The organism is Arthrobacter sp. BB-1 (assembly GCF_006151685.1).
In the GTDB taxonomy this organism is placed as follows: domain Bacteria; phylum Actinomycetota; class Actinomycetes; order Actinomycetales; family Micrococcaceae; genus Arthrobacter.
Genome location: NZ_VDEV01000005.1, coordinates 23,232 through 46,896, shown reverse-complemented (window position 1 = coordinate 46,896; position 23,665 = coordinate 23,232). Strand labels below are relative to the sequence as shown.

Annotated in this window: 20 protein-coding genes and 1 pseudogene; 14 read left to right on the top strand and 7 right to left on the bottom strand. The window is 64.2% G+C overall.

Annotated elements, in window-relative coordinates:
- Nucleotides 1–75 precede the first annotated feature (75 nt).
- From FHJ30_RS03070 to FHJ30_RS03060, 3 genes are all read left to right on the top strand, one after another.
- A complete protein-coding gene (locus FHJ30_RS03070) occupies nucleotides 76–702 on the top strand; it encodes a copper resistance CopC family protein (RefSeq protein ID WP_171058896.1) in 627 nt (208 codons plus the stop codon).
- Nucleotides 699–2,639: a cytochrome c oxidase assembly protein gene (locus tag FHJ30_RS03065; protein WP_171058895.1), complete on the top strand. Its 1,941-nt coding sequence runs from the start codon at nucleotides 699–701 to the stop codon at nucleotides 2,637–2,639. Before FHJ30_RS03070 ends, FHJ30_RS03065 begins: the two co-directional genes overlap by 4 nt.
- A 601-nt stretch (nucleotides 2,640–3,240) precedes the next feature.
- Nucleotides 3,241–3,555 (top strand): zf-HC2 domain-containing protein, encoded by a 315-nt coding sequence (locus FHJ30_RS03060; protein ID WP_139027804.1) that lies wholly within the window; start codon nucleotides 3,241–3,243, stop codon nucleotides 3,553–3,555.
- A gap of 170 nt (nucleotides 3,556–3,725) precedes the next feature.
- Here FHJ30_RS03060 and FHJ30_RS03055 read toward each other — a convergent pair whose 3' ends face one another.
- The 3 genes from FHJ30_RS03055 to FHJ30_RS03040 form a co-directional block, all read right to left on the bottom strand.
- On the bottom strand, nucleotides 3,726–5,993 hold the full coding sequence (locus tag FHJ30_RS03055) for a cation-translocating P-type ATPase (RefSeq protein WP_139027803.1): 2,268 nt from the start codon (nucleotides 5,991–5,993) through the stop codon (nucleotides 3,726–3,728).
- Between the two features lie 26 nt (nucleotides 5,994–6,019).
- The gene (locus tag FHJ30_RS21955; RefSeq protein WP_373683165.1) at nucleotides 6,020–6,595 is read right to left on the bottom strand and encodes a metal-sensing transcriptional repressor; all 576 of its coding nucleotides are present in this window, start codon (nucleotides 6,593–6,595) and stop codon (nucleotides 6,020–6,022) included.
- A 740-nt stretch (nucleotides 6,596–7,335) separates the two neighbouring features.
- The gene (locus FHJ30_RS03040; RefSeq protein WP_205677028.1) at nucleotides 7,336–7,983 is read right to left on the bottom strand and encodes a class I SAM-dependent methyltransferase; all 648 of its coding nucleotides are present in this window, start codon (nucleotides 7,981–7,983) and stop codon (nucleotides 7,336–7,338) included.
- A gap of 309 nt (nucleotides 7,984–8,292) precedes the next feature.
- Here FHJ30_RS03040 and FHJ30_RS03035 point away from each other — a divergent pair, with 309 nt between their 5' ends.
- Nucleotides 8,293–8,904, top strand: coding sequence for a TlpA disulfide reductase family protein (locus FHJ30_RS03035; RefSeq protein WP_139027801.1), 612 nt, complete (start codon nucleotides 8,293–8,295; stop codon nucleotides 8,902–8,904).
- A gap of 356 nt (nucleotides 8,905–9,260) precedes the next feature.
- Here the strand turns inward: FHJ30_RS03035 and FHJ30_RS03030 are convergent, their stop codons facing one another.
- On the bottom strand, nucleotides 9,261–9,929 hold the full coding sequence (locus FHJ30_RS03030) for a metal-dependent transcriptional regulator (protein ID WP_139027800.1): 669 nt from the start codon (nucleotides 9,927–9,929) through the stop codon (nucleotides 9,261–9,263).
- A gap of 70 nt (nucleotides 9,930–9,999) precedes the next feature.
- Here FHJ30_RS03030 and FHJ30_RS03025 point away from each other — a divergent pair, with 70 nt between their 5' ends.
- The 9 genes from FHJ30_RS03025 (at nucleotide 10,000) to FHJ30_RS02985 (ending at nucleotide 18,256) form a co-directional block, all read left to right on the top strand.
- Nucleotides 10,000–11,118, top strand: a complete 1,119-nt coding sequence (locus FHJ30_RS03025; RefSeq protein ID WP_240793558.1) for a multicopper oxidase domain-containing protein — start codon at nucleotides 10,000–10,002, stop codon at nucleotides 11,116–11,118.
- Nucleotides 11,115–12,347 carry a ZIP family metal transporter gene (locus tag FHJ30_RS03020; RefSeq protein ID WP_139027799.1) on the top strand — a complete coding sequence of 411 codons (1,233 nt, stop codon included), beginning with the start codon at nucleotides 11,115–11,117 and terminating at the stop codon, nucleotides 12,345–12,347. Before FHJ30_RS03025 ends, FHJ30_RS03020 begins: the two co-directional genes overlap by 4 nt.
- An 89-nt stretch (nucleotides 12,348–12,436) precedes the next feature.
- A complete protein-coding gene (locus tag FHJ30_RS03015; RefSeq protein WP_139027798.1) occupies nucleotides 12,437–13,507 on the top strand; it encodes a LacI family DNA-binding transcriptional regulator in 1,071 nt (356 codons plus the stop codon).
- A gap of 11 nt (nucleotides 13,508–13,518) precedes the next feature.
- Nucleotides 13,519–14,514: an aldo/keto reductase family protein gene (locus tag FHJ30_RS03010; RefSeq protein ID WP_139027797.1), complete on the top strand. Its 996-nt coding sequence runs from the start codon at nucleotides 13,519–13,521 to the stop codon at nucleotides 14,512–14,514.
- A gap of 280 nt (nucleotides 14,515–14,794) precedes the next feature.
- Entirely contained in the window at nucleotides 14,795–15,121 is a 327-nt protein-coding gene (locus FHJ30_RS03005; protein ID WP_139027796.1) for a helix-turn-helix transcriptional regulator, read from the top strand.
- Nucleotides 15,118–15,954, top strand: a complete 837-nt coding sequence (locus tag FHJ30_RS03000; RefSeq protein ID WP_139027795.1) for a cation diffusion facilitator family transporter — start codon at nucleotides 15,118–15,120, stop codon at nucleotides 15,952–15,954. The genes FHJ30_RS03005 and FHJ30_RS03000 overlap by 4 nt, the downstream gene beginning before the upstream one ends.
- A 28-nt stretch (nucleotides 15,955–15,982) precedes the next feature.
- Entirely contained in the window at nucleotides 15,983–16,903 is a 921-nt protein-coding gene (locus FHJ30_RS02995) for a cation diffusion facilitator family transporter (protein ID WP_139027794.1), read from the top strand.
- A complete protein-coding gene (locus FHJ30_RS02990) occupies nucleotides 16,903–17,592 on the top strand; it encodes a thioredoxin domain-containing protein (RefSeq protein ID WP_139027793.1) in 690 nt (229 codons plus the stop codon). Before FHJ30_RS02995 ends, FHJ30_RS02990 begins: the two co-directional genes overlap by 1 nt.
- Nucleotides 17,593–17,620: 28 nt before the next feature.
- On the top strand, nucleotides 17,621–18,256 hold the full coding sequence (locus tag FHJ30_RS02985; protein WP_139027792.1) for a copper resistance CopC family protein: 636 nt from the start codon (nucleotides 17,621–17,623) through the stop codon (nucleotides 18,254–18,256).
- A 1,368-nt stretch (nucleotides 18,257–19,624) separates the two neighbouring features.
- Here FHJ30_RS02985 and FHJ30_RS02980 read toward each other — a convergent pair.
- Nucleotides 19,625–19,858: pseudogene (locus FHJ30_RS02980) on the bottom strand (PDDEXK nuclease domain-containing protein); the annotation flags it as partial.
- A 223-nt stretch (nucleotides 19,859–20,081) separates the two neighbouring features.
- On the opposite strand from FHJ30_RS02980, the gene FHJ30_RS02975 reads away from it, so the two are divergent.
- On the top strand, nucleotides 20,082–20,966 hold the full coding sequence (locus FHJ30_RS02975; protein ID WP_306669406.1) for a class I SAM-dependent methyltransferase: 885 nt from the start codon (nucleotides 20,082–20,084) through the stop codon (nucleotides 20,964–20,966).
- 94 nt (nucleotides 20,967–21,060) lie between these two features.
- Here FHJ30_RS02975 and istB read toward each other — a convergent pair whose 3' ends face one another.
- Nucleotides 21,061–21,876, bottom strand: a complete 816-nt coding sequence (gene istB / locus FHJ30_RS02970; protein WP_139027790.1) for an IS21-like element helper ATPase IstB — start codon at nucleotides 21,874–21,876, stop codon at nucleotides 21,061–21,063.
- Nucleotides 21,873–23,549 carry an IS21 family transposase gene (gene istA / locus FHJ30_RS02965; protein ID WP_139027789.1) on the bottom strand — a complete coding sequence of 559 codons (1,677 nt, stop codon included), beginning with the start codon at nucleotides 23,547–23,549 and terminating at the stop codon, nucleotides 21,873–21,875. The genes istB and istA overlap by 4 nt, the downstream gene beginning before the upstream one ends.
- Between the last annotated feature and the right edge of the window lie 116 nt (nucleotides 23,550–23,665).

Genomic DNA, 23,665 nt, shown 5'->3' with positions numbered 1-23,665 from the left:
GCGTGCTGGAGTTTCCGGACCCAACCAGACGGCATGCACACCGGGCTCGGACAACAGACAGGAAAAAGAAGGCACATGCCACACGACGCAGGGCGCACGCGTGCCCGCCGCGGAACAGTTCTCCTGGCCCTCCTGCTGGGACTGGCGGCGACAGTGATGCCAGCGGCCCCGGCATCGGCGCACACTTACCTGCAGAGCAGTGACCCTGCCCCGGACGCGCGCCTGACTGCCGTCCCGGACCGGGTGAGCCTGATTTTTGCTGAGGGAATCCAGGCCCAGTTCACCAAGGTGACCCTGGCCGTCGGGTCGGGCGCGCCGGCGGCCCTGGCGACGGACATCACCGATCAGAACGTCGTTGTCCCGGTCCCTGCCGGCATCGCGGGCCGTCAGCCGCAGGGCAGTACCGAACCGTGGAAAATTACCTACCGGACCGTGGCCGCAGACGGTCACCCCGTGGAGGGGACTCTGACGTTCTCGGTGACCGCTTCCGCCCCAGCACCCGGCGGGCCTGAGGCGGCAACCGGGCCAGCCGAACCCGGGCCATCACCAGCGCAGGCCGGCGCCCCCGCCCAGCAGGTCCTGCCCGATGCCGCTGAACCTTTCCCATGGCCGGCAGTCGGTCTGCTCTCGGCAGTAACGTTGGCCGCCGCAGGCGTGTTCTTGCTGCTGGTACGGCGGGCACAGAGGACCGGTCGCCCGTGACCGGTCTTGCCCGTGCCGCCTTTGCCGGTGCCCTGGTCCTGCTTGTTCCCCTCACGGCCCTTTTCGTCCTGAACCTGGTTGGCGCCATGGAGGCGCCCTCGCCCGGCCTTCCGGACCCCGGGGACCTCACCCGGTGGGCCCTGCCGGCCTCCCGTGCCGTTCATGACGCGGCGGCTACCGTGACGATCGGGCTTCTTGCCGTCGCGGCCACCGTGCTCCCGCAGGACCCTGACCGGCCCGGCAGTCTTGGCCGGTCTGCGTCACGGGCCATGTTCTATGCCGCGATCGCGGGCAGCGTATGGACTGTGACCGGCGGGGTGGCACTGACCTTCTCCTTCGCGGACATGGCCGGCACCGACCCGTTCGGTCCGGGCGCTTCCCTCGAAGCGGTCACGTCCTTTATTTTCGACCTGGCGCTCGGCCGCTCCCTGGCGGTCAACGTCCTCCTCGCAGCGGCGGCCACTTCAGGGGCCTGGTTGGCGACCCGCACCACAACGGCAGGGGTGTGCACCCTGCTGGCCCTGGGCGCACTGTTCCCGTTGACGGTGACCGCCCACGGGGCCTCCAACCACGAGGACGCCGTCAACCTGCTTGCCCTTCACCTGATCGGCGCGACGGTCTGGGTCGGCGGCCTCGCCGCCATGTACGTCCTGCGCCATCAGGCCGGCCGTGACCTCGTGGTCTCGGTCCGCCGTTACTCCCGGCTGGCCGGAGGGTGTTTCGTCCTGGTGCTGCTCTCGGGCCTTTGGAGCGCGGTGCTGCGCCTGAACGGCGCGGACCTTTTCGGCACTGCGTACGGGGTGCTCCTCGTCCTCAAGACTGTCGCACTGGTCCTGCTTGGGCTCGCCGGCTGGGTGCACCGGGCACGCACGATCCGTGACTTGGAACGCAACCCGCAGCGTAAGTCCGGCTTCATGCGTCTGGCAGGCGCGGAGCTGGCGCTGATGGCGGTCACCGTAGGTCTGGCCGTAGCGCTGGGGCGCACGTCCCCGTTCCCCACCAGCCCCGTGCAAAGCACCGCCGAATCACTGCTCGGCTCCGAACTCCCGCCCTGGCCGGGCGCCGCAGAATGGGTTACCCAGTGGCACGCCGATGTCGTCTGGGCGCCGGCGGTCGTGCTGCTCGCCGCCGGATACCTCGCTGCCGTCCGCCGCTGGAACCGCAGCGCGGGCCAGTGGCCTCTCATCCGCACGGTCTCCTGGCTGTTGGGCTGCCTGTTCCTGGCTTGGGCCACGAGCGGCGCGCCGGCCGTCTACGGCCGGCTGCTGCCGGGTATGCACGTACTGGCCGAACTGATCATAGGGCTGACCGTCCCCGTGTTGCTGCTACTGGGCCGTCCCGAAGTTCTCGCCGCCGCCACACTCCCCCGGCGCCCGGACGGAAGCCGGGGTCTGCGGGAATGGGCTGCCGTGTTCCTGAAATCCCCTGCCGTGCTCTGGATCGCCCGGCCGGTGCCGGCCCTGGCCCTGTATGCCGTGTTTCTGGCCGGATACTACTTCACGCCAGTGCTGCACCTGTCCCTGAGCAACAACCCCTTCAGGCTCGCTGCCATGACCGCGTCCCTGGGCGCCGGACTGAACCTGGTGGCGGCCCTGCTCAAGTCCCGCGACCCGGAGACAGGATCCGCCGGCAGCAGTGCCCTGTGGGTCCTGGCCGCGGCCGCGGCCGGCCACGTTGCCGCGGCCTTGGCCGTCATGGCCGGCGGGATGCACGGCGATGACTGGTATGCCTACATCCAGTCACTGTGGAACTACTCAGCCGCGGCGCAGCACAGCACAGCAGGCCAGGTGCTGTGGGGCGCGTCCCTGGTCCCGCTGCTCGCGCTCGGGGCCGCTATCCTGCAGCCCGGGGCGCTCCCCCGCGATCCACGGCGGTCAGACGCGGACTCCAGTGAGCGGCCCGCCACAACAGGACCGGGGCAGGGCACGCGCCGCTGATCCCTCCCTTGCCACTGCCCAGTGGCAGAGATCGGGGCCACCTGACTTCGAGAGACGCCGACCGTGGTGCCTGCAGCCGACGAGCATTCGGACGGCGGAGGGATTGCTACGAGGCACCCTGAACCGGCGGCGTGCAGGCTCCTTAGGGCCTCCGTGGAGGCGGGTGCACGCCACTGTCGCTTCGCCGGCGCGCTCGTTCTGCATCACCGGTCCTAAATCCGGTGCCCGTCCTCGGAGCCGCGGTTGAACCGATGGTGGCCCGGTGCGCGTCTTAGCGGCAGGAGGTGAAAATGCCTGACCGGCGGAAAGTGCAGCGCTGGAACACGCATCGCCGGCAGTTCCGCGGTTTCCAAGACCACATTTGGTCCGGCATAACCGATGTTGTACGAAAGCCCCGGGTATTCCCCAGCAACTGCCTGGGCAGGAGGTGCTCCGGCTGCAGCCGGAAAGTGCCTTTGCCGACGGGCACGTCCGACAAGTAAAGGCTGCGGCGGACAGGATGCCCTTGCGGTGAGGGCGAACACGGCTTCCGGAGAGACACCGACAGCTCCGGCGGATTCCTGTGTGGACGCGATTGATCGTTATCGAGGAAGGCCCCGGCATGAACACGAACGAGACTGACAGGTACCGGCAATGGGCCGCCGTCTATGTCCTTGGCGCCCTTACTCCCGGCGAGCAAGGCGAATATGAGACGCATCTGGCCATATGCGCCCAGTGCTCAGCCGCGGTGGCAGAGTTTGACGGGTTGCCTGAGCTGCTGGACGCACTGACTCCGGCGGAAGCGCGGGTCCTTGGGCGCAGCAGGCTCGCGGTGAAGCTGCCGCGGGAGACGCGGCTGCTCCTTTCCGCTGTTGCGGCGGCCATTCGCGCGGCGAATTGCGGCGGCGGCGGAACTGCCTCCTTAGGCAGCCCCTAACCCGTTAAACATCCGGCAGTCCGTGCCTTTGTGGCCGGATCGTGCCAGGAAGCAGGCAGCCACGGGATAGAGCGGCTGTCTGCTGCACGAGCTCGGGGGCGGGACTTCATGAGTCCGGGATGGTCTTACCCGCCTGCGGTGCCGAGGGTGGGTGTTTGCGGGTGGTTACTCTACCGGTGGAACCGCCTGAGGAGGAGGGAGTTGCCGACGACCAGGACCGAGCTCAGCGCCATGGCGGCACCGGCGATGATGGGGTTCAGCAGCCCCAGGGCGGCAATGGGAATCCCGATGGTGTTGTAGAAGAAGGCCCAGAACAGGTTGGACTTGATCGTTGAGAGGGTCTTGCGGGAGAGCTGGATCGCGGTGGCAACCTGGCCCAGATCACTGCCCATGACGGTCAGGTCGGCGGCCTCGATCGCCACGTCCGTCCCTGATCCCATGGCAATGCCCAGGTCCGCCTGTGCCAGGGCCGCGGCGTCGTTGACGCCGTCGCCAACCATGGCGACCGTGGCTCCGGAGCTCTGCAGCTTTCTCACTGCGTCCACCTTGCCCTCGGGGAGTACATCGGCAAAGACGTCTTCGGGGGCGATCCCAACTTTGGCCGCCACCGCGGCCGCGACCGCCGCGTTATCGCCGGTGAGCAGGATGGGCCGCAGCCCCAGGGTCTTGAGTTTGGCGATGGCGGCTGCCGAGCCTTCCTTGACGGAGTCCTGGAGGCTGATGATGCATTCGACCCTGCCGTCCACGGCGACCCAGACGGCCGTGGCGCCCGAGGCCTGCTCCTCATGCAGCCTCTTTTTTTCCGCGGCGCTGGGAAGAATCCCGTTCTCTGCCAGCCAGCCGGTCTTGCCGGCGACCACTAAGGAGCCGTTGACGCGGCCGCGGACACCGCCGCCGGCAGCGTTCCGGAAGTCGGCCACAGGGGTGAGCGGGGCGTGAGCTTGGGCGGCGGCGGTGATGGCGTGCGCCACCGGGTGTTCGCTGGCTGCCTCGGTTGATCCTGCCAGGTGCAGTGCCTTGTCCTGGCCCAGCTGTCCGAGGCTGACAATTCTGCTGACGGCAAGTTTGCCGGTGGTGACCGTGCCGGTCTTGTCCAGCAGGACGGTGTTAACGGTGCGGGTGTCCTCAAGGACCTGGGGGCCCTTGATCAGGATGCCCAGCTGCGCCGCCCGGCCGGTGCCGGTAAGCAGGGCTGTGGGGGTGGCCAGACCCAGGGCGCACGGGCAGGCGATGACGAGGACAGCCACCGCGGCCAGGAGGCCGCCCTGCACGTCTTGGCCGAAAACGGCCCAGAGGATGAAGGTCAGGGCAGCGATTCCCAGAACGATGGGGACAAAGACGGCGCTGATGCGGTCGGCCAGACGGGCGATCGGCGCTTTGCCGGTTTGGGCCTGACTGACCAGCCGGCCTATCTGGGCCAGGGTGGTCTCGCTGCCGATTCTGGTTGCGCGCACGAGCAAGCGGCCATCGGTGTTGATCGTCGCTCCGGTGACAGTGTCGCCCGGGACCACTTCGACGGGGAGCGACTCACCGGTGATCAGGGACGCGTCGACGGCGCCGTGGCCGTCGGTCACAACCCCGTCCGTTGCGATCTTCTCCCCGGGCCGTACGAGGAACACATCGCCGCGGACAAGGTCTTCAATGGGAATCCGGACCTCTTCACCGTCACGGATCACGCTGACGTCCTTGGCGCCCAGATCCAGCAGTGCCCGGAGCGCGTCGCCGGCCTTCCGCTTGGCATTGGCCTCCAGATGACGACCGAGCAGCAGGAAGGTGATAACCACGGCGGTGACTTCGTAATACAGCGGAACATGGCCGCTGTGGGACGGGTTTTCGGTCAGCGTGGGGTTAGTGAACAGCATGTAGGTTGAGACGAGGAACGCGGCGCTGACGCCGATGGATACCAGCGTGTCCATCGTGGAGGCCAGGTGGCGGGCGTTGAGGGCCGCTGCCCGGTGGAACGGCCATGCCGACCACGCCCAGACAGGCAGGGTCAGGACGCCGGCGACCCAGCCCCAGTTCGGGAGCTGCGCAGGCGGCACCATCGCGATGATGACGACAGGGATGGTCAGCGCTGCGGCAACCAGCAGCCGCAGCCGCAGCAGGAGGTCCGCCTGACTGCGGCCGCCCGGCACGCCCGGGGCGGCCGGCCGGTCTGCCTCCATCGGGGCCCTGGCCGGCGGGGCCGTGCTGTCGTGCGCTTTGGGGCGCGCTGTGTAGCCGGCAGCTTTCACGGCGTCCAGGATCTGCCGGTCACTGATCCCCTCCGGTACAGATACGTGAGCTGACTCCAGCGGCAGGTTCACCGCGGCTTTCACGCCCTCAAGTTTGCCGAGCCTGCGCTCCACCCGGCCCACGCAGGAGGCACACGTCATGCCCTCAATATCGAGCTCAATGATCCGTGTCCGGGGCTGGTGAAGGAGTTCTTCGGTGCTCATGCTCGATCCTTTGTTGAAAAGTGTTCTCAAGCGTCGTCGGAGACGACGAGGTAGCCGGCCGCTGCCACGGCCTCGGTGAGCCGTGCGGCGGAAAGTTCACTTCCGGAGGTGACTGTCGCCCGGGAAATCCCGCCCTTGTTCAGTTCGACGGCAACGCTGGTAACGTCCTCCAGCGCTTCGAGCTCTTCCATAACGGAAGCCATGCAGTGCCCGCAGGTCATTCCGGAGATATTGAGGGTGGCGGTGACAGTGGACATGGTAATTCTCCTCAGGGCGGTAGTGGTGTTTTCAGGGTCAGCGCAGAAGTCGGGCAATGGCATCGGAAGCCTCGCGGATTTTTCCCTCGACGTGTTCGTTCCTTCCGCCGTGCCAGCCTCGGCGGCGGCACCGGCCACGCAGTGAGCGAGATGGTCCTCCATGAGGCCCAGGCTGACGGCATGCAAAGCCTTCGTGGCGGCCGCTACCTGCGTAAGGATGTCGATGCAGTACTTGTCCTCATCGACCATCCGGGCAATACCGCGCACCAGTCCTTCGATGCGTTTGAGCAGGAGCAGGTAAGCGGCCTTATCGGGTGAGTACCCCCCCGTCTGCCGGTTCTGCATCGGCTGCTTCGCCGGAACGGGCCGGAGTACTCATGCCGTTCCCTTCGCACGCTAATGAACAGACTCAAGCTTATACCCTATGGGGGTATAAGCCAAATACCCCCAGGGGGTACATTTGGCGTATCGGTGGGGCGCACTGCAACTGCCCCTAATCCCGCACCTTTCCCCGAGGAAGGAAGGGTGCGGGACGTGTCCTACTATACGACATAGTAGTGAGGTAATCTACCGATCAGGAAGTCCCCAGGGCCGGTTGGCCGGATTGGGCATTGGTCCGGACAGTCCATTTTGGGCTCGGCGGGGCAAGGTGCCGAAGGAGCGCAAGCCCGACGCCCAGATCATCGCGGTTGAGCCCTGGCACGCCCTGCATCCTCAACGGCCGCGCACCCAACCCGCCCAGGATCCAAGGCCTGGGCGTCGCGAACGTCATTCCGGACCTGCTGGACACCAATGTCTAAGACGACGACCTGGACGCCACGCTCGAAGACTCCGTGGTCGTGTCCCGGATTTTGGCGCAAGGAAGGCATTCTGGGCGCATTTCCTCGGTCCCATAGCTTGGGGTGCCCCCGATCTGGCAAAGCGCCCGGGGAACGTCGGCGTGCTGATCGTGGCGGTCGTCTGCGACTTCGGTCCAGCGTTACATCTCCACCGTCCGCTATGACGACATTCCGGGCTAGCGCCGCCAGGGTCTCTGGGCCGGACTCCAGCTGGCCCCTGCCGGGACCGGGAGTCTGTGCGGGAGCTTACCTGCACGCCAGCACGATGTGCTTGTGTGCGAGTATCCGTAAGGCGATGCCGCCTGGTCCCCCACGAAGAACTTCGGAGACCGTGAAACCGGCCGCCGTGAGGTAGGGCACCGGATTGCGGGTGAGGTGATCGGCGCAGAAGCGAACGCTCCATGGTTCGATCGCGCGCATGAGGGCGAAGACCAACCGGTGCCGGGACGGTCCGTGTTCGGCCAGTATGAACGTACCTCCGGGGCGGAGTACGCGATATGCCTCCCGGCTGGCCGCTAGCGGGTCGGGGATTGTGCAGAACGTGAACGTGGAGATGGCAGTGTCGGCGCATTCGGGCGGGAGATCCAAAGCCTGTGCGTCGCCCTGCCGTAACTCGACGTTTCCAAGTCCCCGGGCGGCGGTGCGCTGCCGGGCGATGGTGAGCATTCCCTCGGAGAGCTCGATTCCGGTCACATGGTGCACTGCGGGGCCGTACAGCGGCAGGTTGAGCCCCGTCCCCACCCCCAACTCGATGACTGTGCCGCGGGCCCTAGACACAGCCCAGGCCCTGGCTCCTACGAGCACGTGACGCTCAGCGAAACCCATCCGCCGGTCATAGCCCCCGGCCATCTTGTCGAAGGTTTTCCTGATTTCCTCGTTGCTGGGATGGTGCACAGCATCCTTTCCAAAGACGTGTGGCTCATCTGGCGACCCAGTGGCGGCCTCGAAGGAGATTTCAAGGTGATCCTTACTGGGAACCCCACCGGGCAAACCGGCATCCGCCCTTGGGGGGAGGAGCGGATGCCGATCGTGTATTACTATAGCGCCTAGTAGAAATGCCTGTGGCCGGCGGAATGGACGTCGGCGGGTCGGCTGTGCAGGCCGGATGCCCGGGGCCGAGATTTGAAACGTAAGGGTGCAGAAGAAATGATGAGTCCTTCCCCAAAAAGTACGACCGCCCCGAACGCACAGCGTCGGCGTTCCATGAAGGGGCAGCCCAGGCTTTCCCAGGTGCTGCGCACAGTTGCCGCAGCGCTTGTGTTGGGCCTGGCGCTCAGCTCATGCTCCGCAGCCAACGACTCGCTCGCACAGCAGGCGGTGGCTGGCGATAACAAGAACTATGTCGCCGGCGACGGGTCCGTAACAGAGTATTCCGCAGCTCTACGTGGAGCACCCATCGAACTGGACGTGCCGATGATGGACGGAACCCAGCTGACTTCGGCTGACCTGCAGGGAAAGGTGGCGGTGCTTAACTTCTGGTATGCCGCCTGCGCGCCGTGCAGACTCGAGGCCCCGACGCTTGAAGCCCTGCATCAGGAATTTACCCCCAAGGGAGTCGTTTTCACGGGCGTTAACATCCGCGACGAGGCTCCGACCGGTGAGGCGTTCGAGCGGTCCTTCGGCATCAGCTATCCGAGCGTGCTGGACAAGTCCGGCACGGTGCTGCTGGCCATGAGCCAGTACGTTCCGCCGCAGGCCGTGCCCACGACGCTGGTAATTGACAAGCAAGGCCGCGTGGCCGCCAGGATTCTGGGGGTGGTTGAAAAGGGTACTCTGAAGGCCCTTCTCACTGACGCCATCGCTGAGCCGGCGTGAGGAATCGGTAACCCTGCGTGAGCTGAGCGAATGTCGCCGGCGGACTCTGCCGGTGGTGGAGTCCGCAGGCAAGACACGGCATGGATGGCACTCGCAGAATCACCGGTTCTGCCGTACTCGTGCTCGCCGCGCAGGTATTCCACAACGGCCCTGTGGCCGCTGTGGGAATTTGGCTTACGGGAACACTTGCGCATGAGACTGGCACTGTCCCCGGGGACGCTTCCCCGCACGGCAACCGAAGAACAGCGCACCACCCAGCATGCGCAGCGGCGGTACACCCGGCGTGCCCACCCACGGGAAGGCGTCCGCCGCCAGGGGCAGCATCACGGGCATTCGTTACCGGCTACCGTACGCAGTTAGCTGGCGATGACCCAGATCGCTTCTGCCGCTGACGGGCCAAGATCAACGTCACGGTCTGGCAGCCGGACGGTAGTGATGTCCGCGTAGGGGCGGTGTGCCAAGACGGTGAGTTCTGTGTCGGGTCCCAAGCCGAGTTCGGCAAAATAGCGCAGCATGTCCGGATCTGAGTCCGAGATCCTGGTTATCGTCAGCACCCTTGCTGGTTCAGCTTCGGCGAGCTGGAAGCCCTGGGGCAGTGGCAGCCCACCGTTCGCCGTGGGGATAGGGTCTCCGTGCGGATCTTTGGTCGGGTGGCCGAGGCGTTCAGCGATGCGTTCAACCATGGTGTCCGACACTGCATGTTCGAGAATTTCGGCTTCATCGTGCACCTCGTCCCAGCCGTAGCCCAGGATCTGGACAAGGAAAGTCTCCAGCAGCCGGTGCCTGCGCACCATTTGAACGGCGTGCTCACGCCCGTCCGCGGTCAACTCGATTTTCCCGTAAGGGGCATGCGTGACGAGACCCTGTCGGGCCAGACGCCGGATCCCATCAGAAACCGTAGAGGGTTTGACGCCCAAACGCTCGGCCATGGCGCTGACCGTGATGGGGGCTTGTGACCATTCTGTGGCTGACCAGATCATCTTCAGATAGTCCTGTGCGGGGGCGGTCAGATCGGAGACAGTCATGTTCTGATGTTACCAACACAACATGAATGTTAGACTGGGCTAACAAAAGTTTTTGATCATTGGAGATTAGATGGACGGGTCGCCGAAATCTGCCGTCAAGGCCATGCCCAGCCGCAGGAGCATGCTCTCCGGCGCTGCGGTTTTCGCCGCCCTTCCCGCCGTTGGCGCCTGGGCGACACTGGACAAGGACCCAGAGCCGGCGTCCGGGCATGGGACCCACGGTACGCAGGCCCCGGCTGGGTCTTCGGTTGCCCCGGAACCTTCAACGGACGCGGGTCCTGCCCATTCGACCAACCATGCCGGGCATGCCGGTTTTGCCGGCGGATCGGTTCCACCGGAGCGTGCCGGCATCGACCCGACCGCGATCCTGCACGACTTCGACCGGGGCAAGACCAGCACCCTGCCCGACGGCCGGACCCTGCGGGAATGGGACATCGTCGCGGTCGATAAGGACTTCGAGATCGCACCGGGGGTGACGTTCCCGGGCTGGAGCTACAACGGCCGGATCCCCGGCCCGACCCTCTGGGCGCAGGAAGGCGATGCCCTCCGGATCCACTTCACCAACGCCGGCGCCCACCCCCACACCATCCACTTCCACGGCGTCCACCGGGCCGAGATGGACGGCACCCCCGGGATCGGAGCCGGGTCCATCGCCCCGGGCCAAAGCTTCACCTACGAATTCGATGCCACCCCGTTCGGCACACACCTGTACCACTGCCACCAGTCACCGCTGGCCCCGCACATCGCAAAGGGCCTCTACGGCGGCTTCATTATCGAGCCCAAGGAAGGCCGTCCGAAGGCCGACAACGAAATGGTGATGGTCATGAACGGCTACAACACCGACGGCGGCGACGACAACGAGTTCTACTCCGTGAACGGCCTGCCGTTCCATTTCATGGACTTCCCCGTGCAGGTCAAGCAGAACGAGCTGGTGCGGATCCACCTGATCAACGTCCTTGAATACGACCCGATCAATTCCTTCCACGTGCATGGGAACTTCTTCCATTACTACCCCACGGGGACCATGCTGACCCCCAGCGAGTTCACGGACACCATCTCGCAGGTGCAGGGCCAGCGCGGCATCGTGGAACTCCGGTTCCCGTACCCAGGCAAGTACATGTTCCACGCCCACAAGACCGAATTCGCCGAACTGGGCTGGATGGGCTTCTTCGAAGTGAGCGCACCATGAGCCTTGATGAAAAGACAGCCGCAGCACAGGCAGCCGCACCGCACAACCGGACACCGGTGCCGCGCTGGATGCTCGGGTTGGGACCGCTGGTCCTGATCGCGATTCTGCTGGGCCTGTTTTCCGTTCTGAACGCACCCGGACTCGCCAAACTCTCCGAAGGCGTCCCGCCCAAGGAGGAAGTCGCGGTTGAAAACATCAGCCTCACCCCGGGCCAGATCGTCCTCACGGTCCGTAACGAGGGACCGGACCCCGTAGCCATCGCCCAGGTCAATGTCTCGGACTACTACGCCGCATTCACCCAGACCCGAGAATCATTGGCCCCGATGGAGGCCAGCATCATCACCGTCAGCTACAGCTGGGTCGAGGGGGATCCCTACGAACTGGCGCTGGTCACCTCCGCCGGAGGAAAAATCACTGCCGCCATTGACGCAGCGGCACCCAGCCCCGAACGGAGCAGCGCCTTCTTCGGCCTGATGGCGCTGCTCGGAATCTATGTGGGAGTCATCCCGGTCGCAATGGGAATGCTCTGGATGCCGTTCGTGCGGCGTTCCTCCGCGGCCTGGGTTCGGGCGCTGCTGGGCCTCACCGTCGGCCTGCTTGCCTTCCTGACCCTGGACGCCACGCTCGAGGCCTTCGAGCTCGTCGCCGGCACCAGTTCCTTCGGCGGACCGCTCGTCGTCATCCTCGGAGCCGTCATCTCCTACCTGATCCTGGAAGCCACCGATACATGGATGCGCCGGCACAAAGGCGGGCCCGGCGCGGGTTCCGTGGCGGCGCTGCCCCCCGGACGGCTGGCCCTGCTCATTGCCGTAGGCATCGGGATGCACAACCTCGGTGAAGGCCTGGCAATTGGCTCGGCCTACGCTGTCGGTTCACTTGCCCTGGGCGCGTCGCTGATTGTCGGCTTTGCCATCCACAACACCACAGAAGGCCTGGCCATCGTCACACCCCTAGCTCACGAACGGCCTGGCCTGGGCAGGCTCGGGCTACTAGGCCTCATCGCAGGGGCGCCCGCGGTGCTCGGTTCCCTGATTGGCGCGACCGTCTACCAGCCCACCCTTTCCGCGTTCCTCCTGGGCCTGGGCGCAGGAGCCGTAGGTCAGGTAGCCATCAAACTGCTGCCAATGCTTAAGGACAGGACCGGACAAACCCTGACACCGCTGACCGTCGCCGGCATCATCACCGGTATCGCCATAATGTTCGGTACCGGGCTGCTCGTCCAAGCCTGAAGCCTCCGCCAGTCTTGACGTCCACATAACGCAAACCTTCCTGCATATGGTTTGCAAGCGCTTGCGCGTGGACGCTCAGCGGCGCTAGCATGATGTGCATGGTAGTCCGTGTTGAACTGGTCGCGGAACGCGCCGGAGTGTCAGTGGCCACCGTTTCACGGGCCCTAAGAGCAGTTCCCGGCGTATCGACGGCTACTCGCAAGCGCGTGCAAGCGGCAGCCAGGGAGTTGGGGTATTCGGCGTCTCCCGCTGCATCGCGTCTTGCGACAGGACAGACAATGACTGTCGGCATCGTCGTGCCGGTGCTGGCCAAGTGGTTTTTCGGAAAGGTCATCGGCGAGGCGGCGCATGCGCTCCGGGAAGCCGGGTTCGATGTGCTCTTGTACGAGTTGGCCACTCCCGGGCAGCGTGAGAGGTTCTTCGGCACGGCCCAGCTGCACGGCCGGACGGATGGAGTCATTATCGTGGCACTGCAGCCGAGCCGCGAAGAGCTGGATTCCCTAGTTTCCCAAGGCCAGGCGGTTGCTTTGCTTGGCGGGCACTCCGACGGCGTCGGATCGGTATCTGTGGACAATGTCGGGGCCGGGCGGGCCGCCGTGAGGCACCTGCTGCATCTCGGCCACCAAAGGATAGCTTTCATTGGCATCCGCGATGAGGAAGGCAGCAATTTAGGCGGTGTGCCGCCGTTGGAGCGGCTCATGGGCTACCGCGAAGGGCTGGCCGAGGCCGGACTGGATGCCGGGGAGGACCTGGTCCAATTCGATGAGAACAGCGTCGACGGTGGCGCGGCCGCCATATCGCGACTGCTTGTCACGGAAGTGCCCCCGACAGCTGCGTTTGTTGCCTCCGATGAAATGGCCTTCGGCGTTCTGAAGATCCTGCGCCAGGCAGGCCTGGAGGTACCGCAAGATTTCTCAGTGCTGGGATTCGACAACCACGAACTCTGCGACGTGGTGGGCCTGACCACCATGGACCACGACGTCGCCGGACAAGGGCAGGATGCCGCGCAAATCCTGTTAGACACCCTGCACGGAGAACCGCCCGCAGCCACTTCCCGCCAGACGCGTCTGATAATCCGTGAAAGCACCGCCCCACCGCGCACCTTGCGCGCTTCATTTATCGACCCGGGTTCCTCGGCTCCTCACCCCGAAAACCACTGAAAGGAAACTTCATGCAGTATCGCAAACTCGGCAACAGCGGCATGTACGTCAGCTCCATCGCACTGGGCAACTGGTCCACCCACGGAGAAACCGTAGACCAGGACGTCGCCACGGCGTGTGTACGCAAGGCGTTGGACTTGGGCATCACCACCTTCGACACCGCAGATGCCTACGCCGGCACCAAAGCCGAAACCATGCTCGGCGAAGCCTTGAAAGGGGTGCGCCGCGAAGGAATCGAGGTTATGACCAAGGCCTTCTTCCCCACCGGAGAAGGCAAGAACGACCGTGGCCTGTCCCGCAAACACGTCATGGAATCCATCAACGGCTCCCTCCGGCGCCTGCAGACGGACTACGTGGACGTCTACCAGGCCCACCGCTACGACTACGAAACCCCACTGGAAGAAACCATGAGGGCGTTCGCGGACATCGTGCGGGCAGGCAAAGCGCACTACATCGGAGTGTCCGAATGGACTGTCGAGGAGATCCGCGCTGGAGCAAAACTGGCCCAGGAGTTGGGCATCCAACTCGTGTCCAGCCAGCCGCAGTACAACATGCTCTGGCGTGTCATCGAACCCGAAGTCGTACCGGCCTGCGAAGAACTCGGGATCACCCAAGTATGCTGGTCGCCATTGGCCCAAGGCGTGCTGAGCGGCAAATATGGCGCCACCACGGTTCCAGCCGGCAGCCGCTTCACCTCAGTTGACGGCAGCCTGGAGACCGAGCACAAGTTTATGCAGCCCGCGGTGCTGGAAGCCGTGGAAAATCTCAAGCCGATAGCGGAGGCCCTGGGCGTTCCGCTGGTCACCCTTGCCGTCGCCTGGGTCCTGGCAAACCCCAACGTCTCCGCCGCCATCGTCGGCGCCAGTCGTCCCGAACAGCTCGATGACACAGTCAAAGCCGCTGACATTGTCCTCACGAAGGAAACGCACGAACAAATCGATAGCGCCTTGGGCGACATCATCGAGCGCGACCCGAGCAAGGTCGAATCATTCCCCGAGCGGGTTTAGGGCACAACAGCTGCGGTCCTTGGATCCATAACGATGATTGCAATGCATCCGCAGCGATCACAGCGAGACGACTTTGACGCGACGGAGGATGAGCCAGCGGCGGAGACCTCGGCCCAATGCAGTTTATGAACTATGGGACCGTAGTGAGTGTCTCCGCTTCAGCGAGCAGTTCCGGGAAACCGAAGCTGCACATGAAGCTGATGAGGCATTGTCTCGGCCGGGGCCGCAGTAATGCCAGTACAGCTTTGCTTGAATACATCTTCGGCTGTACTTTAAGTACATGGAAACGCTCACTCAGGCGCCCGTGCTGGCCCGTTTCGGGTATGCAGTCTCGGACCCGACCCGCGCCCGGATCCTCCTGACCCTCTCCGCTGCCCCGGCCTACCCGTCGGACCTTGCCGACTCGCTGGGCGTGTCACGGCAGAGCATGTCCAACCACTTGACCTGCCTGCGCGGCTGCGGCCTCGTGGTCGCCGTCCCGGACGGCAGGCGCGCCCGGTACGAGCTCGCTGATGCCCGGCTGGGCCACGCAATCAAGGACCTGATCGGTGTGGTCCTCGCGGTCGATCCCTCCTGCTGCGCCCCTGACGGGACGTGCATCGCATGACGAGTCTGCTGCAGACCCCCACAGCTGAGCGCCGGGCCGTCCTTTCCCGGAGAATCCGGCTGTTCGCAGCCGCCACCATCACCTATAACGTCATTGAAGCAGCCGTAGCCTTGTGGGCCGGCGGAGTCGCCAATTCCTCGGCGCTGATCGGTTTTGGGCTGGATTCAGTCATCGAAGTGGCCTCTGCCCTGGCTCTGTCGTGGCAGTTCTCGGCCAAGGACCCCGAGCGGCGTGAGCACCTGACGCTGCGGATCATCGCCCTCTCCTTCTTCGCCTTGGCCGCTTTCGTGACCTTGGACGCCGTCCGGTCCCTTACCGGCGGAGAAGAGGCACAGCATTCAACTCCCGGCATTGTCATCGCTGCTTTAAGCCTGGCGATCATGCCTGTCCTGTCCTGGGCGCAGCGCAGGGCCGGCCGGGAGCTCGGCTCCCGCACCGCCGTGGCTGACTCGAAGCAGACGCTGCTGTGCACCTACCTCTCGGCGGTTCTGCTGGTGGGCCTGGTCCTAAACAGCACCCTGGGTTGGTGGTGGGCCGACGCCGGAGCCGCCCTGGTCATCGCCGGCATCGCGGTCCGGGAAGGCATCAACGCCTGGCGCGGCGAAGCCTGCTGCGCCGTCCCTACCCACGCCGCCGGTCACGCGAAGGACGATGATGACTGCTTCGCCCCCGCCCCCGCCGCTGCGGACACGACCGACGAAGCGGACGCACTGCAGGGACTCCCGCACGCGGCCAAGGGCGAGGAAGCCGGGACGTGCTGTGCAGGCTGCGGAACGGAGTTCGAGCCGGCGCCGGTGACGATCACGCTCGGACCTGGACCGGCTAAGCGATGACCAGATTCCTTTGCTGGGGAGGAAAAGGATGAGCGGGCACGACCACGCCCACGGCGCCGGTGACGGCGCAGCTCAGCGCGGAAAACTAGTCATCGTCTTCTGCATCACCTTCACCGTGATGGTCGCCGAGATCATCGGCTCCTTCCTGACCGGAAGCCTTGCCCTGCTGGCCGACGCCGGACACATGTTCACCGACTCGGCCGGTCTGCTGATCGCCCTGATCGCCGCGTCGCTGGCGCTCAAACCCGCCACCCTGAAGCGGACCTGGGGCTACAAACGGGCAGAAATCGTCGCCGCCGCCGGGCAGGCGGCCCTGCTCCTGGGCGTCGGCGGCTTCGTCATCATCGAAGGCATCCGCCGGCTTTTCGAACCCCCGGCAGTCAGCGGCTCCACGATGCTCTGGTTCGGCATAATCGGCCTGGCCGGCAACGCCATCGGCCTGATCGTGCTCGCCTCCGACCGCAAGCACAACTTCAACATGCGGGCAGCGTTCCTCGAGGTCCTCAACGACGCCCTCGGGTCCGTCGCCGTCATCGCCGCTGCCATCATCATCGCCGTCACCGGCTGGGTTCAAGCCGACGCCGTCGTTTCCCTGCTGATCGGCGCGCTGATCATCCCCCGGACCCTAAAGCTGCTCAGCGAAACCCTGAACGTGCTAATGGAGAACGCCCCGGCAGGCCTTGACCTGGCACAGGTCCGTGAACACATCCTTGCCCTGCCGCACGTCATCGACGTCCATGACCTGCACGCGTCCCTCGTCGCCTCCGGCACCCCGGTCCTCTCCGCGCACGTCACCGTCGAGGACGGCTGCATGATGGACGGCCATGCAGCCACAATCTTGGCAGACCTGCAGCGCTGCGTCACAGAACATTTCGAAGTCAGCATCGAACACTCAACTTTTCAGATAGAACCATCCGCCCACCGCGACCAGGAAAGCATTCCCCACTAATGACAAAGGCAACACCCACCACCAAAGCCACCGACCCGGCCCGGAAGGTCCGCTCCGTCCTCTGGATCCTCCTGGCGGCCGTCGTTGGCGCCGGTCTGATCTGGTACGGGGTGTTCACTGCCAATAAGCCGAAACCAGAGGCGCTGCAGCCGGTCGCGGACGCTCAGGTCGTCAGGGCGGACAGTCACCGTCTCACCACCCCTGCCACGGAGAAGGCCCAGCTTGTGGAGTTCCTGGACTTTGAGTGCGAGGCGTGCCGCGCCGCCGTGCCGCTGGTGGAGGACCTGAAGAGGGAATACGGGGATCGGATCACCTTCGTGAACCGCTACTTCCCGCTGCCCTCGCACAAGAACTCCGGCCGGGCTGCCCTGGCAGTGGAAGCCGCCGCGCAGCAGGGCAAGTACGAACAGATGGCCGCCAAAATGTTCGAAACCCAGCCGCAGTGGGGCGAGAAGCAGGACTTCCAGAACGTCCTGTTCAGGACCTTCGCCGAAGAACTTGGGCTGGACATGGAGAAGTACGACGCGGCCATGGCCGCTGAAGAAACCAAGGAACGGATCCGCAAAGACATCGCCGACGGCAAAGCACTTGGCGTCACCGGCACGCCCACGTTCTTCCTCGACGGGCAAAAACTCACCCTTAACAGCGAAGCCCAGTTTCGCCAGCTTCTCGATGACGCAGTGAAGTAACCGCCCCGTTCCGACAGCAGGAGTACAGATGACCTACCCCGCCCAGCCCCCGCGAAGATTCCGACGGATCAGCCTTGTCCTTGCCCTCGCAGCTGCAGCAATGCTTCCCGTCGTAGTCGCTACCCAGGCCCAAGCGCACGACGCCCTGCAATCAACGGCGCCGGCCAGGGACAGCACCGTCCCCACGGCACCGGAGACAGTGTCCCTGACCCTTTCCGAAACACCCACCGGCGCCGGGGAGATGAACTTCAGCGTCATCACCGTCACCGACAGCACCGGCAAGACCCTCAGTGACGGCAAGGTCAGCGTTGACGGGGCGACCATATCCACGGCTTTGGCCAAGGGAAGCAACGGCCCGTACAAGGTGTTGTGGCGCACGGTCTCCTCCGATGGGCACCCCATTGAAGGCAGCTACACTTTCACCGTCCAGGACGCAACTACCGCAGCGTCGGCAACTGCTGCACCCTCGACCGCAGCGCCGACTGCGGCCGCCTCCTCCGCTGCCGCCGCCCCGGCTCAAGCCGTGGACCCCGCTCCAATGCCGGACAACAGCAACGCGCCGATCGTCGGCCTCATAGCGGCCGTGGTCGTGGCCATCGTTGGGGCCGCTGTTGTCCTGCCAGAACGCGCCAGGCGACGCAAAGCTGACCCTCAGGGACAGTGAACGACCCTGTCCGTGCCTCCGAGCTGACCACCGCCGCGCAGGTCCCCTAAAGGTCATCTAAACCCACGGGTCAATGGTCCGCCGCCCCAGTCACCGCGAGACTGCTGGCGGCCGGTTGGACCTCAGCATGTCCACCGTCTCCGAAGGGAGTGCAACGCTCGCCCGTCGCGGTCTTGTCTCACACACCAAGTACAGCAGCGTCAGTCTCACTTCCGACGGGAGGCGATCTGCGCTGGTCCTGGTCCGCTGGGCACCGGGTCCAGGAACCTTCTGGTCTGGTGCTACGCCCGGTTAGGGCACACCCCAACCTGACGTCAGGCAGCAAGGAAAAGAGTGTCAGAAAAGGCTCCGAAAGGCAGTTCCTGTACATCCCCGGCGATATGTCTCAAATTCAAACCTGACAGCCGCCCACGATGCTAAGTTGCGGGCGGGTGCCTGGCAATTTTGCAACATCCTGTTGCATGCCGCGCAGCTTCTCTGGTCGGGAGCTACTGTAACTAGATGTTCCTTATATCAGTTGAGGCAGCCGGCTTGATGGCGCAGATCCTGCCCGCGTTTATCTTGATCTTGGTCCTCGAAGGACACCGCCTTACTGTGACAAGCAGGAGAAAGGGGGAGTCAGCACAGACTGCGCTTAATCGGAGCGGAAAGCACGAAGGGGATCGCGTCGTTCTAATTTTGGCCAATATGGTGGCCACTGGCCTCTGTATCTACTTTGTGCAGCGAGGTAGCGATCACCTACACCAACTTGCGGAGCTTGGGGCACTACCCGCGTCGGACAGAGGACCACTTGTCTTCGCCCAGATCGCATCGGGGTGGATCTATGCTTCTCCCGTAGCCGTCTTCTTGTTCCTAATCATGTCTGCCTGCAGGATGAACGACTCCGACCTCACCAAGCATCCGTTGTATAAGGATGCAGTAAAGGAAGTAGCGGAGAGGATTATTGCAGAAGAACGGGCTGCCAATGCGTCTGCTGCGGCTGCTGTGAGTGAGTTGCTGCCTGGTGAACAGGATTTGCCTACCACCAAAGATTCGCGTCACACACCTCGGCGACAATAGTGGGCCCCGCCTATCTGGCACGCCCTAAACGGCTCGCTTTCCCGTCACCGAGCGCCTGAGTGTTCCGTGCTTTCGCGTCGGCCAGGGCTGGCTGGTGCAAAGAGCGCCGCACCACTCCCGCCGACAAGACTGACTTTCGCGGTGCGTCCCTTCACCCGATGAGCCGGTAATGTCTACGCTTGCCACAGTATCCGCCTGAAACTAACTAACGCGTTCTGGCTCCGGGCGCGTGCCCGAAGAGTTGTCCAAAGTTCTTTGGACAGCTAAGGGCGAAGAATTCGATGCAACGGAAGTCGATCCCCGAGTCAGTCATCTCAGCTCTGCACTCGCCCCACCTATTCCTTCGGCGTCCGGTTCAGCCCATTCCAAGGCTGCCACGAGATGCCCTTCGTCGGGGAGCGATTTCTGTTCGGCCGGCGGCAATGTGTCGTAGGTGTAGGCAGCGACGGCCATCGGTGAGGTGGAGCGGCCGAGGCTGTAGCGGACGCTGCGGTCGTTCTTGGTGCCGCAGATGAGGATGCCGATGGTTTCGTTGTGGTGGTCGCGCCGGTGAGTATGTCAACGTCGTCCAGGACCACTAGGACGGCCTGAGCCAGGACCACCCCGGTCGTTGGTCAGCACGGGCGAACGCGAACGCTCAACAGGGTGAGCACGGGACACACTAAGGTTCGGCCGCCGGGGGTAGTTCCCGCACCAGGAGCTGAAGGACGACGACTCGGTCTTTGTGAGCAGGTCCTCGACATTGAAGTCGTCAGCGGGAAGGGCCATGCCGTGCGGCCAGCCGCAGGGCCCCGACGCAGTCAATTTCGGAATCAGAAGCGATCCTCTCCCCAGACGAGACGTCTTCACTTTGCTGCTCGTTAGGCTGGACGACATGGATCTAACCAGTAGCGCGGCAACAGTTGGAAGACCTAAGGCTGCTCTTCATGATGATGTTCGCCCTGGTTGGTCGGCGGACACAATCTCGTGGCTGTTAGGGTCACCCTCGCCAGGACACCGACTAGCAGTTCTTGACCTGGGCGCCGGCACCGGACTGGGAACCCGCACCATCGCAACCCTCGGACACGACGTCACCGCCGTCGATACAGCGGTCGACATGCTGTCCGTGCTCCAGAGCGTACGTGAAGAGCTGCCGCATCCAGTCGCGCGGCGGATCACTACGGCTACTGGCTCGGCTGAGGACATCCCTCTAGAAAATCAGAGTGTCGATGCCATCACTTGTCTGCAGGCCTGGCACTGGGTAAACCCTGTAAGGGCGATAGCTGAATGCGATCGTGTACTGATTGCAGGCGGCGTGGTTGGTCTTGCTTGGCACACTTGGGACCGCAGCAGTAACTGGGTGAAGGCACTGACTGCCATCGTTGAACCCGACGGAGTGCCCGCTGACCAAACCCGCAGCGTACCTGCAGAGTTTGCTGGACGCGGCACCTTTGAGCGCAAGCTTTTTCCCTTCAACTACGAGCTCCAGGTTGACCAACTCGTGCAACTTGCCAGCTCATGGACTTTCGTCTCGCACCGCTCGGACCAAGACAGGGTTTTAGCCAGAATACGTAGCCTGGGCGAAGAAGCAGCGTCACCTGAAACAGGCATTGTTGCGTTTCCTCACATCACGGCCGCATTCCGCTTGTCAGGCCCGCCTGAGTTGCCCTGACGTAGGATTCAGCTGGTGTCCTGCTACTAGCGTGGGCTTGTGTCGAGTAGGGGTTGTTCAGCGGGACGCCGGATGCTGTCGCTGCGTTGAAGGGCTAAGCGTTTTGTTGGGCGATGGTGTGGGCCAGCCGGTAGGAGTCGGTGCCGGTTTCGATAATTGTGCCGTTGAAAGTGAGGCGGTCCACGATCGCCGCGCACAGGCGGGGGTCGGTGAAGGTCTTGGTCCAGCCGGAGAATGATTCGTTCGACGCGATCGCGATGGAGTTCTTTTCCTCCCGTTCGGTGAGAACTTGGAAGAGCAGTTCGGCGCCGCGCCGGTCCAACTCCATATAGCCCAGCTCGTCAATGCAGAGCAGGTCGACGCGACCGTAGCGGGCGATGGTCTTAGCCAGCATCTTTTCGTCCGCGGCCTCGACAAGTTCGTTCACGAGCCTAGTGGCGAGGGCGTATTTGACCCGGTAGCCCTTCTCCGCGGCGGCGGTCCCGAGCCCGATGAGCAGGTGGGATTTACCGGTCCCTGAGTCGCCGACAAGGCACAGGGGAGCGCCTTTGCGGATCCAGTCCCCAGTCGCCAGGGTGTGGATGGTTGCGGGGTTGATGTTCGGGTTCGCGTCGAAATCGAAGTCCCCTAGCCATTTGTCCCGAGGAAAGTTCGCGGCTTTGACGCGACGGATCGAGGAGCGCCGGTCCCGGTCATCGCATTCGGCCAGCAGCAGCTCTGCCAGGAACCCTTGGTAGGACAGTTGCTCTTTCGCAGCGACGCTCAGTGCTTCATCCAGGACTGCCCGGATGGTGGGCAGGCGCAGCCGGCGGCAGGCCTGGTCCACGGCTGCGACAGCGGCCTGTTCGGTCAGGCCGCGGCGTCGGCGCAAGGTAGGAGTGACTGTGGTGGGCGGCGCGGTGGGGCTCATGAGATGTTCTCCTTCGACGGTGTTCCTGCAGAGTGCTCGGTACGTTTGACCAGCAGCTCGTCATAAGCGCCCATCGACGGAAGCGGGCGCATGTCGGGTGGGAGCCCAGCGATGACCGCTGCCGGGTCCATGAGCCGGCGCTGGGTCAGGCTGACAACCCGTTGCACATTCATGTCACCAAGTGCACACGGATGACGGTCTGAATCGGAGCCACACCAGGTAGACGCCGTTGCGTGTCTTCGGGCCTCGACCGCAACGACATCTGCACTAACAGCTCCCACGCCCAACGCCGCGGTGATCCCTGCCTGAATGTCTCCGGCCTCCATGGACCGGTGAAGCAACAGGACATCGATGAGTTCCCGCGTCCCCTCGGCATCGCCATTGACCCGGCGGGAGGCAGCCCAGAAGGCCTCGTGGGCGCTGGTGAACGTCCCGGACTGCCGGGCTCGGGCCAGCGCGGTGGAACCGGGCAGGGCCCCAGGTTTGGTTTTGAGAACCTCGAGATAGTGGTCCAGCTGGACCGACTGCCCAGACCGGGCCGCCACCCGCTGATGCCGGGCGACCACGGCCCGGCCATCGAACACCACGACCTCGGATGCCCGCAAGGACACCCGAACTTTCCGGCCGATAAACCGCGCCGGAACGGAATACTTCACCATCCGCACAGTAATCAGCGAAGACCTGTCCACCGTCGGGTTGAGCAACAGGCCAGGATCAAATTCTTCCGCTGGCAATGGTGCCAGGAACGGCTGTTCATTGATGAAGTCCTGGCCGATCGTATGGATTCTGTCCGTGATCCGCCGGTGCTCGTCTTCCACTTCCCAGACCCGGATGCGGTCGTTGAGTTCCTTCAGGGTCTCAACGACCGGCATCGGGGAGAGCCGGTTCCGACGGAACCAGCCCACCTCACCCTCTACCCCACCCTTTTCGTGCGCCCCGGCGATGCCGGGCTGGCAATAGAAGGCATCAAAGCCGTAGTGCGAGCGGAACAGCACCCACCGGTCGTTCTCCTGCCGCTGCCGGCCCTGCCCGAATACGACAGCGGTGACGGCGCTGGTGAGATTGTCGTAGCGGATGTGCCTGACCGGCACACCGCCGATTTCGTTGAACGCCTCGATATGGCCTTCTAGGAAAGCTTCCTGGGCCTGGGTGGGGTAGATCCGGTGGATAGCCTTGCCGGAGTGGGAGAGTCGGAAGACAAACATGTGACACTTCGTCTTCACACCATTGAGCACCACCCAGAGCTCACCGAAATCCACCTCGGCCTCGGCGCCAGGTCCGTGCTCCTGCGGTACAAACACTTCCACCCTGCGGCCGGCTTCCACATCTATTTGTGCGCGGCGGATCCGCACGAAGTCCCGCACCGTCGAATACGACAGTTCCACAGCTCCGTGCTCTTCGATCAACCGGGCCAGGATCCGGCGGGCGGTATGACGCTGCTTCCTCGGCGCCGTAGTGTCCGCAATCAACATGGCATCGATGGCTGGCTTGAACGGATCCAGCTTGGGCGATGACCGGACCGGTTTCTTCCGAGCCGGCGGGACAGGATCCGACAAAGCCTGCCGGATAGTGTCCCTGCCGACCTGATACCGCTTTGCCAACCCGCGGATAGACATGCCCTCCACACGGGCGTCTCGGCGGATCTTGGCAAACAACTCCATGCGCACCCTCATCCGGACCTCCAAATGCTCGCTTTCAACAGATGAAAGCAACACTGAGGTGGTCCTGACTCAAACCGTCACAAGCAACCGGCGAGTCCTGGGTGGTCCTGATTCAAACTGTCGCACCG